Origin of the sequence: Streptomyces tanashiensis, assembly GCF_014648895.1 — a bacterium.
GTDB lineage: Bacteria > Actinomycetota > Actinomycetes > Streptomycetales > Streptomycetaceae > Streptomyces > Streptomyces tanashiensis.
On sequence record NZ_BMRZ01000001.1, the window covers coordinates 252402 to 265515 of the forward strand.

10 protein-coding genes and 1 pseudogene are annotated in these 13114 nt (G+C 73.9%); 8 read left to right on the top strand and 3 right to left on the bottom strand.

Features of this window, described 5'->3' with window-relative positions; genetic code table 11:
- Positions 1 to 16: 16 nt before the first annotated feature.
- Positions 17 to 2110, top strand: coding sequence for a PBS lyase (locus IE237_RS01075; RefSeq protein ID WP_189799877.1), 2094 nt, complete (start codon positions 17 to 19; stop codon positions 2108 to 2110).
- A gap of 151 nt (positions 2111 to 2261) precedes the next feature.
- Here the strand turns inward: IE237_RS01075 and IE237_RS01080 are convergent, their stop codons facing one another.
- A complete protein-coding gene (locus IE237_RS01080; RefSeq protein WP_189799878.1) occupies positions 2262 to 3779 on the bottom strand; it encodes a glycerophosphodiester phosphodiesterase in 1518 nt (505 codons plus the stop codon).
- Positions 3780 to 3917: 138 nt separating this feature from the next.
- Here IE237_RS01080 and IE237_RS01085 point away from each other — a divergent pair, with 138 nt between their 5' ends.
- The 4 genes from IE237_RS01085 to IE237_RS01100 all read left to right on the top strand — a co-directional run bounded on the left by IE237_RS01085 (position 3918) and on the right by IE237_RS01100 (position 8932).
- Complete coding sequence (locus tag IE237_RS01085; protein WP_189799879.1) at positions 3918 to 4694, top strand: NADH-quinone oxidoreductase subunit E; 777 nt, start codon at positions 3918 to 3920, stop codon at positions 4692 to 4694.
- On the top strand, positions 4691 to 5962 hold the full coding sequence (locus tag IE237_RS01090; protein ID WP_189799880.1) for an ATP-binding protein: 1272 nt from the start codon (positions 4691 to 4693) through the stop codon (positions 5960 to 5962). The genes IE237_RS01085 and IE237_RS01090 overlap by 4 nt, the downstream gene beginning before the upstream one ends.
- A gap of 112 nt (positions 5963 to 6074) precedes the next feature.
- Positions 6075 to 7457 carry an FtsW/RodA/SpoVE family cell cycle protein gene (locus IE237_RS01095; protein ID WP_189799881.1) on the top strand — a complete coding sequence of 461 codons (1383 nt, stop codon included), beginning with the start codon at positions 6075 to 6077 and terminating at the stop codon, positions 7455 to 7457.
- Complete coding sequence (locus IE237_RS01100; RefSeq protein WP_189799882.1) at positions 7454 to 8932, top strand: penicillin-binding transpeptidase domain-containing protein; 1479 nt, start codon at positions 7454 to 7456, stop codon at positions 8930 to 8932. The genes IE237_RS01095 and IE237_RS01100 overlap by 4 nt, the downstream gene beginning before the upstream one ends.
- A gap of 38 nt (positions 8933 to 8970) precedes the next feature.
- On the opposite strand, the gene IE237_RS01105 is transcribed toward IE237_RS01100, so the two are convergent.
- Positions 8971 to 9615, bottom strand: coding sequence for a hypothetical protein (locus IE237_RS01105; RefSeq protein ID WP_308433014.1), 645 nt, complete (start codon positions 9613 to 9615; stop codon positions 8971 to 8973).
- A 258-nt stretch (positions 9616 to 9873) separates the two neighbouring features.
- A complete protein-coding gene (locus tag IE237_RS01110) occupies positions 9874 to 10986 on the bottom strand; it encodes a ferritin-like domain-containing protein (RefSeq protein ID WP_189799884.1) in 1113 nt (370 codons plus the stop codon).
- A gap of 110 nt (positions 10987 to 11096) precedes the next feature.
- Between IE237_RS01110 and IE237_RS01115 the strand changes: the two are divergent.
- The 3 genes and pseudogenes from IE237_RS01115 (at position 11097) to IE237_RS01125 (ending at position 13102) form a co-directional block, all read left to right on the top strand.
- Positions 11097 to 12040, top strand: a pseudogene (locus IE237_RS01115) (AurF N-oxygenase family protein).
- 30 nt (positions 12041 to 12070) lie between these two features.
- Entirely contained in the window at positions 12071 to 12793 is a 723-nt protein-coding gene (locus IE237_RS01120; RefSeq protein WP_189799885.1) for a TetR/AcrR family transcriptional regulator, read from the top strand.
- A 27-nt stretch (positions 12794 to 12820) separates the two neighbouring features.
- Complete coding sequence (locus IE237_RS01125; protein WP_189799886.1) at positions 12821 to 13102, top strand: DUF8847 domain-containing protein; 282 nt, start codon at positions 12821 to 12823, stop codon at positions 13100 to 13102.
- Positions 13103 to 13114 lie beyond the last annotated feature (12 nt).

The window sequence follows — 13114 nt, forward strand, 5'->3', positions numbered from 1 at the left end:
GGAAGGCGGCCTGGCAATGCTGACGGGGATCGAGGAGGTCGACTGGGCCTCGCTGGGGCACGCGTACGGCCCCGCGGACGACGTGCCGGAGCTGCTCCGCGGACTCGCCTCCGCCGACCCCGCGGAGCGGGAGACCGCGCTCGACGGCATGTACGGCGCGGTGCACCACCAGGGCGACGTCTACGACTCGACGCTCGCCTGCATCCCCTTCCTCCTCGAACTCGTCGCCGACCCCGCCGTCCAGGACCGGGGCTGCATCGTCGAGCTGCTCACCAGCATCGGCGGGATCGAGCTCGACGACGACGAGGAACTGGACGAACTCGACGCGGACGACGAGGAGTTCATCCCCGCCGCCAACTACGCGATGGCCGCCGCCGCCATCGCCGCCGGCGCCGACGTCTTCCTCGGGCTCGTCTCGGACCCCGACCCCGAGGTGCGGCTCACCGCGCCGTGCGCGCTCGCCTCGCTGCACCCCGAGCCCGCCCTGGTGCTGACCCTGCTGCGGGAGCGGCTCACCGTCGAGCGGGACACCGAGGTGCGGCTCGCCCTGGTGGCCGCCGTCGGGCGGATCGCCCTGCGGCACGCGTCGCTGCGCACCGAGACCGTCGACTGGCTCGGCTGGCTCGCCCGCGCCGCGCAGGACCCCGGGCTCCGGCTCGCGGCGCTCGCGCAGCGGGCGCGCTGCGCGCCCGGGGACATCCCGGACGACGTCGTGCCGTGGGTGACCGGGCTCCTGGAGGAGATCAGGACCTCGGCGGACCGGCCGGCCCCCGGCACGGAGCGCGCCGCGGCACCGACCCTCATCGGGCAGGTCCGCGAACTCCTCGAGGAGCACGCCGCCGGGCGGCCCGCGCCGTGGACCGAGGAGCTGCTGCGGACCCTGCACGCCGCGCTCGACGACCGCGTCGACGACCGGATCGCGCTGATCGTCGCGCAGCTGCGCAGCCCGGACTGGGGGCAGCGCTCGGACGCGATCTGGTTGTGCGGCGGTTTGATACGGGTCTGGCGCGGGCGGTACGAGGAGGTCGTCCGGCTCGTCGGCGCGCAGCTCCAGGATCCCGAGCCGCGGCTCCGGGAGGCGGCCACCTCCTTCCTGGAGCGGCTCTTCGAGCTGGGCGCGCCCGCCGCCGACGCGCTCGCGGCCCGCCTGGCCGCGGGGCCGGCCGGGTCCGGTCAGGGCCAGAGCGCTTTCGTCGGGCGGTCCGGGCGGGACGGGGCGCTGCTCGCGCTGGCCCGCGCCGGGGACACCCGCGCGGTCCCGCTGCTCGCGCGCGCCCTGGAGGAGCCCGAGGTGCGGCGCGAGCTGCTGTACGCCATGGACGGCCTGGGGCCCTCGGCGGCGATGCTCGCCCCGCTGCTCCGGCGCCGGCTCGCCGAGGTCGAGCTCGACGAGCGGCTGTACGACCGGGCGGCGCCGCTGCTGTACGCCCTGGCGGCCGTGCGGGGCGGCCAGGCCCTGCCGGAGGTGCTGCGGGTGCTGCGCGGGGCGCCGGCGAACCGGCGCGACTGGGTGCGGGAGGCGGCCCTGCGCACCCTGGCGGCCTTCGGGCCCGCCGCCCGGGAGGCCGTACCGGACATGCGAAGACTCCTGGCCGCCGAGTCGGCCGCGGTGGCCACGACGGCGGCGCGGGCCCTGTGGGCGGCCGAGGGGGACCGGGGGGACGTGCTGCCGGCTCTGGAGCGGTGGCTGCGGCCGGGCACGACCGACGCGGACTGGTGCGCCGCCGCGCAGGCCCTCGGCGAGATCGGCCCGGCGGCGGCCGCGGCGGCCCCTGCCCTCCGGCCCGGCCTGGTCTCGCGGGACCTGTGGGTGCGGGTCCGCAGCGCCGCGGCGCTGTGGCGGGTGACCGGCGAGGCGTCGGCGTCGCTCCCGGTGCTGCTCGCGGCCTGGGAGGAGAACCGGCACGCGCGCGCGGACATCGCGGAGTGCCTGGCGGAGATGGGTCCGGCGGCCGCGGAGGCGCAGCTGGTCGTCCTCACCGAGCTGACGCGCAGGCGCCGTCACAACGCCCGTGAGGGCGGCTCCGGCAGCCACGACATCCATCACGACGAGAAGCTGCTGACCCTGTGCCGGGCGGCGCTGGCCCGGATGGAGCGCGGCACGTTCTAGCCGGGGGCGTCGCCCGGTCGATCCCCGACCTGCCACGAGCGGCCACGAACTGCCACGAGCGGCCACGACCCACGACGACCGGCCACGACCCGCAACGGTCGGCCATGATCCGTCACGACCGGCCACGACCGGTCACGACCGACGGCGCGGCTCAGTGATCGCCGTGGAGCCGGCCCGCGTTCCAGCCCGACAGTTCGGCCGGGCGGTTCGTGATGATCCCGTCGGTGCCGAGGGCCTCCAGGGAGTTCCAGCGGGTCGCGTCGTCGACCGTCCAGACCGTCACCGCCACGCCGGCGGCGTGCAGGCTCTTCGCCAGACCGGGGTGGGCGAGCAGCTCGCCGGCCGGCGGGTTGTACGTGCTCAGGCCGAGCTCTCGGGCGACCGCGACGGGATCGGGGTCCAGCTCGGTGCGCAGCAGGCCGAGGGGCAGCTCGGGCGCGAGCGCGCGGGTGTACTTCAGCGCGTCGACGTCGAAGCTCTGCACGACGACGCGGCCGGCCATGCCGTGGTCGCGGACCTCCTCGACGATCCGGGCCACCTCGGCGCGACTGTGCCGGCCCTTGATCTCCAGGAGCATGTTCCCGCCGCGCCTGCGCAGGTCGTCCAGCTGGGCGGCGAGGGTCGGGACGCGGGCACCGGCGTAGGCGGGGCCGAACCAGGAGCCGGCGTCCAGGGCGTCCACCTCGGCGGCGGTCAGCGAGCGGATCGGGCCGGTGCCGTCGGTCGTCCGGTCCACGTCGGTGTCGTGGAGCACGTACGGCACGCCGTCCTTGCTGGGCTGGACGTCGTTCTCGATCCACTCGGCGCCGCCCCGGCGGGCGACCTCGTCGGAGACCAGGGTGTTCTCCGGCGCGGCGGAGGAGGCGCCGCGGTGTGCGATGACCGCCATCGGGGAGCCGACCGGGCGGAGGAGGGGGTTCGCGCCGAGTTTCGTCACCCGGACGTCGTCGAAGGAGACCCGGGCGCCGTCCACGAGCAGGGCCTGGCCTCCGTCGGCGGTACGGGTGAGGCGGCTGGTGCGGAGGGCCTCGCGGCCGTCGAGGAACCAGCGGGCACGGGTCCCGTGCACCTCCACGGCGAGCCGTACGTCCCGGTCGCCGCCCGCGGCGGCCGGCAGGGCCGCCTTGTCGGTGACGTCCCAGGTGTCGCGGTCGGTGCGCCGCGCGAACTCCAGGAGGCCGCCCGGGGCCGCGCCGCCCCGCAGGGCGCCGACGGACCAGGGGGCGGCACCGCTCGCGGGCACGTCCACACCGAGCGCCACCCAGGGGGCCGCGCTTCCGGTACGGGCCGCGCTTCCCCCGCCCCCGAGCCGGGCCCCACCTCCGATACGGGCCGTGGTCTCCAGCCTGAAGTCGGTCAGGTGCCGGCCGAAGACGATCCGTCCGGGCTGTCCGCCGCCCCCCGGCGCACCGACGAGGCGGCCGCCCTCGACCTTCCAGTCGCCCCCGGCGGCCTTCCAGCCGTCGGGAAGACCCGCTCCGGAGAAGTCCTCGACGACGACCCGCTCCCCCTTCACCGCGGGGGCCGCGACGGGCCGGAGCCCCGGCGACGGTGTGCGGTACACCAGGAAGACGGCGACGAGACCGCACAGGACGGCCAGGACGAGCGCGACGAGGGTGAGACGCCTCCCCCGGCCCGTACCGGAAAGCGCTGTGCGGTGCTTGGTCATGCGCCACACCCTAAGGAGCCCCGGCCCCACGCCCCCGGGCGGGCCCCCCGTTCCGGTTTGTCCCCGATGACCACAGGTGGACAAGACGCCTTCGTTCGTGTTTATGGTCCGGAGGGGGCCGACCGACCGAGGAGGCATGTGAGACCGCGTGGCGTGCGCAGCGCCGCGGGCGTCCTGTGCGCCCTCGGCCTCGCCCTCGCGCTCACCGGCTGCGGTGGCCGCGAGGGCGGCCTCAAGAGCGCCGGGCCCACGCCCACCGCCGTGGGGCCCGTCCGGCTCTGGCCCGATCTGCCGCCCGCGACGAACCCGCCGATCGACTACGGGGAGTCCGACACCCAGCGCGTCCCCGGCGTCGAGGTCACCGACAACGACGTCCACTCGGTCGATCCGGTGGCGGTCGTCCGCGCCGAGGTCCGCGCCCACCCCGACACGTACACCGGCGCCGACGGCCTGTACGAGGAGACCGTCCGGGCGATCGAGGCCTGCGGCACGGCCCCGGCCGCGTGTCCGGTCCTGAAGCCCTACTACCGCGACCTCACCGGCAACGGCCGCGACGAGCTGATCGTCGGGATCCGCATGCCCGAACAGCAGGTCGCGGTGCGCGTCTACGTCGCCGAGAACGGCGGCCTGACCAGGATCATGTCCACCGTCGACCAGGTCATCAGCGTGGAGCTGGCCGGCCGGGACCTGATCCTGCGGGTCGGTTCGGCCGGCATCCCCGGGTACGAGTACCGGACCGCGTGGACCTGGGACGAGCAGCAGGGCAGCATGCTGCCCACCCGGGACGAGATCGTCCGGGTGAAGCCGCCCGGCACCGGTCCCTCGACGGTGCCCGCGCCCCGCCTGGTCAGCCCGACGCCCACCCCGCCGGACACGCCCGCTCCCGCACCCCTCCCCCCGGAGGCCACGCAGTGAGGGCGCCCCGGAGGCCCGCCTGGACCGCGACCCTCACCTGGAAGGCCGCGGTCTTCATCGCGGTGATGTGCTGCGCCCTCGCCGCGCTGCTCGGCGTCCTCGTGCACGTCTCGGTGACCGGCCAGACCGTGAGCGACTCCCGGGACAAGGCCATGGCGCGGCTCACCGAGGTCACCGGGCTCTACGAGGCGGGCGAGCCGCTCCCCCGGTTCGCCGGTGTGGATCCGCCCGGCCTCCCGGCCTCGCTGCGGGCGCTCGCCGCGCGCGGGGAGCGGGGCACGATGGTCACGGAGTACGAGGGCCGGCCGACGATGTGGGCGGCGGGCCCTGCGGACGGCCGCGCCCTCGCCGTACGCCTCGACTACACGCAGAGCGCCGAGACGATCGACGCGCTCGACCGCTCGATCCTCGGCTCCTCCGTCCTGGCGATCGGGGCGACCCTGCTCGTCGGCGTCTTCGCCGTCACCCGGGTCACCCGCCGGCTGCACCTGACCGCGCAGGTGGCCCGGCGGATCAGCGCCGGCGACCTCGACGCGCGCGTGGACGATCCCCGCACCAAGGACCCCTCGCGTCCGCAGGACGAGGTGGCCACGGTCTCCGGGGCGCTCGACACGATGGCCTCCTCGCTCCAGCGCAAGCTGCAGACGGAGCAGCGGTTCACCGCCGATGTTGCGCACGAGCTGCGGACCCCGCTGACCGGGTTGTCGGCCGCGGCGGAGCTGCTGCCGGAGGGGCGGCCCTCGGAGCTCGTACGGGACCGGGTGCGGGCGATGCGCGGGCTCACCGAGGACCTTCTGGAGATCTCGCGGCTCGACGCCCGCACCGAGACGGTGGACCTGGCGGTGCACGAGCTGGGGCCGCTCGCCGAGCGGGTGGTGCGCGCCTCGGGCACGGACACGGAGGTACGGGTCGTGCGGGACGCCACGGTGGAGACGGACCGGCGGCGCGTGGAGCGGGTGCTCGGCAATCTGGTGGCCAACGCGCACAAGCACGGGGCGCCGCCGGTGGTGGTGACGGTGGACGGCCCGGTGGTGTCCGTGCGCGACCACGGGCCGGGCTATCCCGCGTACCTCCTGGAGTCGGGGCCGCAGCGGTTCCGTACCGAGAGCGGGGGCAAGGGGCACGGTCTCGGGCTGACCATCGCGGTGGGCCAGGCCGGGGTGATCGGCGCCGAGCTGGTCTTCGCCGCCGCCCCGGACGGGGGCGCCGAGGCCCGGCTGCGGCTTCCGGAGTACGTACGCCTCGCCGCCGCCGAATCCGAGGAGTGACGGCGGCACCGCCGCACGGACTCGCAGGTTCCGGACCGTTCCGGACCCGAGGAGCGACGGCACACCGTCACACAAAAGGGACATAGGGCATACCGCTTGCTACGTTGCGCCCATGACCGCACCACGGCGACCGGACGCACCCCCGCCCGGCATCCGTGTCCCGAAGCGGCGCGGCGTGGAACTGTCGCTCCTGATCGGCGCGGTCCTGATCTCCGTCCTCGGCTACGCGGAGGTCGGCCTCGCCCGCAGCGGCGCCGTGCCGCCCGACGCCGCCCGGTACGGCGCCGGGCTCGGACTGCTCGCGCTCGTCGCCCATCTCGCGGTCCGCTTCCGCGCCCCGTACGCCGACCCGCTGCTGCTGCCGATCGCGGTCCTGCTCAACGGCCTCGGCCTGGTGCTGATCTACCGCCTGGACCTGGAGACGCCGAAGGACCAGGCGGCGGCGACGCAGCTGGTCTGGTCGACGCTCGGGGTGGCGCTCTTCATCCTGGTCGTCCTGCTGCTCCGCGACCATCGCACGCTCCAGGGGTACGCGTACGTGTCGGTGGCCGCCGCACTCGCCCTGATGATCCTGCCGATCTTCTTCCCGGCGGTGAACGGCGCCAAGATCTGGATCCGGCTCGGCGGGCTCTCCTTCCAGCCGGGCGAGTTCGCCAAGATCCTGCTCGCGGTCTTCTTCGCCGCGTACCTCGCCGCCAACCGCAACGCCCTCGCGTACACCGGCCGCCGGATCTGGAAGTTCCAGTTCCCCACCGGGCGGGTGCTCGGACCGATCGTCGCGATCTGGCTGCTGAGCGTCGGCGTCCTCGTCCTGGAACGGGACCTGGGCACCTCGCTGCTCTTCTTCGGCCTCTTCGTGATCATGCTGTACGTGGCGACCGGCCGGACCGGCTGGATCGCGGTCGGGCTCGTCCTGGCCTCCGCCGGCGCCTTCCTCGTCGGCTCGCTCGAACCGCACGTCCACAGCAGGGTGCAGGACTGGCTCGACCCCTTCGCCTCGATCCGCGCGGGCGACGGGCCGGGGCAGCTGGCCCAGTCGCTCTTCGCCTTCGCCGCCGGCGGGATGCTCGGCACCGGGCTCGGTCTCGGCCACTCCGTCCTCATCGGCTTCGCCACCAAGTCCGACTTCATCCTGGCGACGGCCGGCGAGGAGCTGGGGCTCGTCGGCCTCACCGCGCTCTTCCTGCTGTACGCGCTGCTCGTCGCCCGCGGCTACCGCGCCGGCCTCTCGCTGCGCGACCCCTTCGGACGGCTGCTCGCTATCGGCCTCGCCTCGATCGTGGCGCTCCAGGTCTTCGTGATCGCGGGCGGGGTGATGGGGCTGATCCCGCTGACCGGCATGGCGATGCCGTTCCTGGCCCAGGGCGGCTCCTCGGTCGTCACCAACTGGGTGATCGTCGCGCTCCTCATCCGGGTCAGCGACTCCGCCCGGGCACCCCAGCCGGACGCCTCCGACACCGGGGAACTCGCCAGGATCGGGGAGGGCGCGCGGTGATCCGCTACATCCGGAGGGCCGCCGCCCTCTGCCTGATCCTTCTCGTCGCCCTGCTCGTCAACGCCGCCCGGGTGATGGTCATCGAGGCCGAGTCCCTCGACGACGACCCGGCCAACCGGCGGATCGCGATCGACCGGTACGCACGACCGCGCGGCGAGATCGTCGTCGACGGGAAGCCGGTGACCGGCTCCCGGGACAGCGGGCAGCAGCTGCGCTGGGAACGGACCTACAGACAGGGGCCGTTGTACGCGCCGCTGACCGGATACGCCTCCCAGACGTACGGCACGACGATGGTCGAGCACGCCGAGGACGAGATCCTCGCGGGCACCGACCCCATGCTGGCGCCGCTCCCCCTCTGGAACGACCTCACCCGGGGCCGTCAGCCCGGCGGCGACGTGGTGACCACGATCCGCGCCACGATGCAGGAGGCGGCCTTCCGGGGGCTCGACGGGAAGCGGGGCGCGGTCGTGGCGGTCGAGCCGTCCAGCGGCCGGATCCTGGCGCTCGTCAGCTCCCCCTCGTACGACCCGGGGATGCTCTCCGGGACGGGACGGAAGGTGAAGGACGCCTGGCGGCACCTCACCACCTCGCCGAACCAGCCGATGCTGAACCGGGCGCTGCGGCAGACGTACCCGCCGGGCTCCACCTTCAAGATCGTGACGGCCGCGGCGGCCCTGGACGCGGGGGTGGTGCGGGACGTGGAGGCGCCGACGGACACCCCGGACCCGTTCGTGCTGCCGGGCACCCGGCACGTGCTGCCGAACGAGGCGAAGGGCTGCGGCGACGCCTCCCTCGCGTACGCGATCCAGTGGTCCTGCAACACGGTGATGGCCGGGCTCGGGGTGGAGGTGGGGCTGACGGGGATGGTCGAGGCGGTGGAGCGGTTCGGCTTCAACGACACGACGCTCCGGGTGCCGTCCTGGGTGGCGAAGTCCAACTTCGACCGGGAGATGGGCCCGGACCAGCTGGCGCTGTCGTCGATCGGCCAGTTCGACACGACGGCGACCCCGCTCCAGATGGCGATGGTGGCGGCGGCGGTCGCCAACAACGGGGAGATCGCCCACCCGTACCTCGTCGACCGCACCACGACCTCCCGCGGCACGACCGTGGACCGCACGGGTCGCCGCGGCTACCGGCAGGCGATGAACCCCGCGACGGCCATGCAGCTCCAGCGGCTGATGGTGCGGGCCGTGGAGGAGGGCACCGGCGAGAACGCGGCGATCCCCGGGGCCCGGGTCGGCGGCAAGACGGGCACCGCCCAGCACGGCTTCGGCAACACGGGCACCCCGTACGCCTGGTTCATCGCCTGGGCCCAGGCGGACGACGCGGCCCAGCCGGCGGTGGCGGTCGCGGTCGTCGTCGAGGACGCGGAGGCCTCCCGTACGGACATCAGCGGGGGCGGCAGCGCGGCCCCGGTCGCGAGGGCGGTGATGGAGGAGGCGCTCCGGCTGGAGGCCGAGGCGCGGAACCCGTAGCCCGGTTCTCCGTGCTGCCCCGGGCCCCTCCCCGGGGGTCAGCCGATCGGCTTGCGGATCTCGGCGCGGATCTTCACCGTGGTCTCGGCGAGCGCGGCCAGGTCGATGTCCTGCGGGTCGGTGGTGGCCGTCTCGGGGGTGACGAGGGCGACGGCGGCCGCGGTGTTGTCGTCGCCCCAGGCGCACATGGGGAGCGTGGTCGTGCCGAGAGCGTCCTTCGAGGTGGTGACCTGGCAGCTGACGGTCACGCCGTACCCGGCGGGGGTGAACTCCCTGGGGCGGACGACGAGCGTGGAGCCCTTGTCCGTGGCGGCGCCCTGGAGGATGGACGTACGGCTGGACTCGCCGTTCTTGATGCGGCCGTACATTCCGGAGAGCACGAGGGTGGCGTCGTCCTCGCCCTTGTACTGCCCGACCGCCGCCTTGGCGTCCTTCACGGTGAAGTCGGGGGTGTCCTCGATCTCCTTGCCCTGGGTGTCGGAGAGGTCGGAGACCAGGGTGTACCGGCCGGCGAGGAGGGTCTCGGGGACGACGAGCTCGTGCGTCGCCTCGGGGAAGGAGCCGGTGACGCCGTCGAGCCCGGCCTTGGTCGCGTAGAGGAGACCGCCGACCACGGCCAGGGAGCCGAGGACGATGGCGACGATCGCCCCGGCCGACAGCTTCTTCTTCGGCGGCGGCCCCATGGGCGGCTGCCCCCAGGCCCCCGCGCCCGGCCCGGGGTACTGCGGCGGGACACCGTGCGGAGGGCCCTGCGGGGGGTACCTCGGCGCAGGACCGTGCGGGGGATACCCCTGGGGAGGCCCCTGCGGGGGATACCCCTGCGGAGCTCCGAACGCGCCGGGCTGCTGCGGGGGCGGTACGGGCCCGCCGTACGGCTGGTGGGGCGGTGGATTCGGCGACGACGGCGGCGGCATGGTCATGACGGGCACGCTACGGCACCCCTACGACACCTCCGCCGCCCCCTCCTCGATCGCCGCCTCCACCTCGGCGACCCGCTCGGCCTCCTCCGCCGCGAAGCGCTCGCGGTCCAGCGCCTCCGCGATCTCCTCGTCCTGACGCATCAGCAGGTCCAGGTTGGAGTCGCCGAGGTCGAAGACGCCCATGTCCAGGTAGGCCTTCTGGAGGCGTTCGCCCCAGAGGCCGATGTCCTTGACGCAGGGGACGATCCGGCTGAAGAGGAGCTTGCGGAAGAGGTGCAGGAACTCGCTCTGCTCGCTGAGTTCCTCGGCCTCCTTCCTCGGGATGCCGAAGTTCTCCAGGACCTCGACCCCGCGCAGCCGGTCGCGCATCAGGTGGCAGCCCTCGATGACGAACTCCTCGCGCTCGCGGAGCTCGGCGTCCGTCAGCTGCCTGTAGTAGTCGCGCAGCGCCATGCGGCCGAAGGCGACGTGCCGGGCCTCGTCCTGCATCACGTACGCGAGGATCTGCTTGGGCAGCGGCTTGTCGGTGGTGTCGCGGATCATGCCGAAGGCGGCGAGGGCGAGGCCCTCGATGAGGACCTGCATGCCGAGGTAGGGCATGTCCCAGCGGGAGTCGCGCAGGGTGTCGTCGAGGAGGCCCTGGAGGTTGTCGTTGATCGGGTAGAGCATGCCGATCTTCTCGTGGAGGAAGCGGCCGTAGATCTCGGCGTGCCTGGCCTCGTCCATGGTCTGGGTGGCCGAGTAGAACTTGGCGTCCAGGTCGGGGACGGACTCGACGATCCGGGCGGCGCAGACCATGGCGCCCTGCTCGCCGTGGAGGAACTGGCTGAACTGCCAGGAGGAGTAGTGCCGGCGCAGGTCGCCCTTGTCCTTCTCGGTCATCCTCGCCCAGTGGCGGGTGCCGTGGAGCGTCAGGACCTCGTCGGGGGTGCCGAGCGGGTCGTACGGGTCGACCTCGATGCCCCAGTCGATGCGGGTGGCGCCGTCCCACTGCTTGTCCTTGCCCTTCTGGTAGAGGGCGAGGAGGCGGTCGCGGCCGTCGTCGTAGTCCCAGGAGAAGCGGGCGGCGCCGGCGGCGGGGACCTCCCAGACGGGTCCGGCGGGGGCGTTCACGTAGAGGTCGTGCGTCGACACTGACGACTCCTTCCGTCCGTTTCCAGCAGGCTCACACGGTGGTAGACGGATCGTCAACAAGTCGGACGCGAGGGATTGACGGCATTGCTGACGAGCAGTCTGATAACCGCATGACGCCGTCGAGGACCTCCACCGAGCCCGACTTCAGCCTCCTCCGGGACGCCCTGGGGCCGCTGCGCGACCGCGAGCAGGTCGCCGAGCGCCTCCTGGAGTCCTCCCGCAGGCACTCCTACGACCCGGACACCGAACTCGACTGGTCCGCGCCCTTCGAGGACGGCCTGTGGTTCTGGCGCCCGAGCTGGTCTCCCTCTACGACACCCCGCTCTGGCGCCGGATGTCCGAGGAGCAGCGGATCGAGCTCTCGCGCCACGAGGCGGCGTCCCTCGCCTCCCTCGGCATCTGGTTCGAGATCATCCTCATGCAGCTGCTCGTCCGGCACATCTACGACAAGTCCCTGACCAGCCATCACGTCCGCTACGCCCTCACCGAGATCGCGGACGAGTGCCGCCACTCGATGATGTTCGCCCGGCTGATCCGGCAGAGCGGCACCCCCGCCTATCCGGTGCCGAGGATCTACCACAACCTCGCGCGGATCCTGAAGACCGTGTCCACCACCCCCGGCTCCTTCGCCTCCACCCTGCTCGGCGAGGAGATCCTCGACTGGATGCAGCGCCTGACCTTCCCGGACGAGCGGGTGCAGCCCCTCGTCCGCGGGGTGACGCGCATCAACGTCGTGGAGGAGGCCCGTCACGTGCGGTACGCGCGCGAGGAACTGCGCCGGCAGATGGCGACCACCCCGCGCCGGGAGCAGGAGTTCACCCGGCTGAGCTGCGGCGAGGCCGCACGGGTGTTCTCCACCTGCTTCGTCAACCCGGGGGTGTACGAGGCCGTGGGCCTGGACCGCCGCGAGGCCGTCGCCCAGGTGCGGGCCAGCGGGCACCGGCGGGAGGTCATGCGGTCCGGGGCGCGGCGGCTCACGGACTTCCTCGACGACGTCGGCCTCCTGCGCGGGGCGGGCCGCCGGCTCTGGAAGTCGTCCGGGCTGCTGGCCTGAGGGAACCGTTCCGCGGTTACGCTGCGGTCCATGACGAGCGCCGCCACCCCCGCGTACCGCAGGCTCAGCGTCGAGGAGCGGCGCGGGCAGCTCCTCGACACCGCCCAGGAGCTCTTCGCCCACCGGGCCCCCGAGGACGTGTCGCTCGACGACGTCGCCGAGGCGGCCGGCGTCTCGCGGCCCCTCGTCTACCGCTACTTCCCCGGCGGCAAGCAGCAGCTGTACGAGGCCGCCCTGCGCTCCTCCGCCGACGCCCTGAACCGCTGCTTCACCGAGCCGCCGACCGGGCCGCCCACGGAGCGGCTGGGCCGGGTGCTCGACCGCTACCTGACCTTCGTCGACGAGCACGACGCCGGCTTCAGCGCCCTGCTGCGGGGCGGCAGCGTCGCCGAGACCTCCCGGACCTCGGCGATCGTGGACGAGGTGCGGCGGGCCGCCGCCGAGCAGATCCTCGTCCACCTCGGGGTGGAGCGGCCGGGCCCCCGGCTCGGCATGCTCGTCCGGACGTGGATCGCCGCCGTCGAGGCGGCCTCGCTCATCTGGCTCGACGAGGAGAAGCAGCCGCCCGCGCGGGAGCTGCGGGAGTGGCTCGTCGACCATCTCGTCGCCCTGCTCGCGGCGACCACGGCGAGCGACGAGGAGACGGCGGGGGTCGTGAAGCGGCTGCTGGCGCAGGAGACCCCCGAGGGGCCGGTGGCGACGCTGGCCCGCCGGGTGATCCCGGTGGTGGGCGAGGCGGCCCACCTGCTGTGAGGCGGTGAGCCGGGAGAGACTGAGGGGGTGAAGAGCGAGAACACCCCCTTCCGCGGCGGCCCCCTCGACGGCCGGTCCCTGCCGGTCCTGGTCGGCCCGATCGGCCACCCTCCGAAGTGGTACGAGATCCCGGTCCCGGCGCACGACGGGCACCCGCCGACCCTGCACACGTACCGGCGCGAGCCCTCGGGCTACACGAAGCGGCTCGGGCTCCAGCGCGGCTGGGTCTATGTGTACGCCCCCGAGGGGCGGGAGCGGCGCGAGCTGAAGTGGCCGTGGTCGAAGCCGACGCCGAGGCCGAACGGGTGACGCGGCGGGGCA

Excerpts from the sequence above, each read along its gene's own strand:
- IE237_RS01075 (WP_189799877.1), top strand. The coding sequence starts at position 17 with ATGCTGACGGGGATCGAGGAGGTCGACTGGGCCTCGCTGGGGCACGCG.
- IE237_RS01080 (WP_189799878.1), bottom strand. The coding sequence starts at position 3,779 with ATGACCAAGCACCGCACAGCGCTTTCCGGTACGGGCCGGGGGAGGCGT.
- IE237_RS01095 (WP_189799881.1), top strand. The coding sequence starts at position 6,075 with ATGACCGCACCACGGCGACCGGACGCACCCCCGCCCGGCATCCGTGTC.
- IE237_RS01105 (WP_308433014.1), bottom strand. The coding sequence starts at position 9,615 with ATGGGGCCGCCGCCGAAGAAGAAGCTGTCGGCCGGGGCGATCGTCGCC.
- IE237_RS01120 (WP_189799885.1), top strand. The coding sequence starts at position 12,071 with ATGACGAGCGCCGCCACCCCCGCGTACCGCAGGCTCAGCGTCGAGGAG.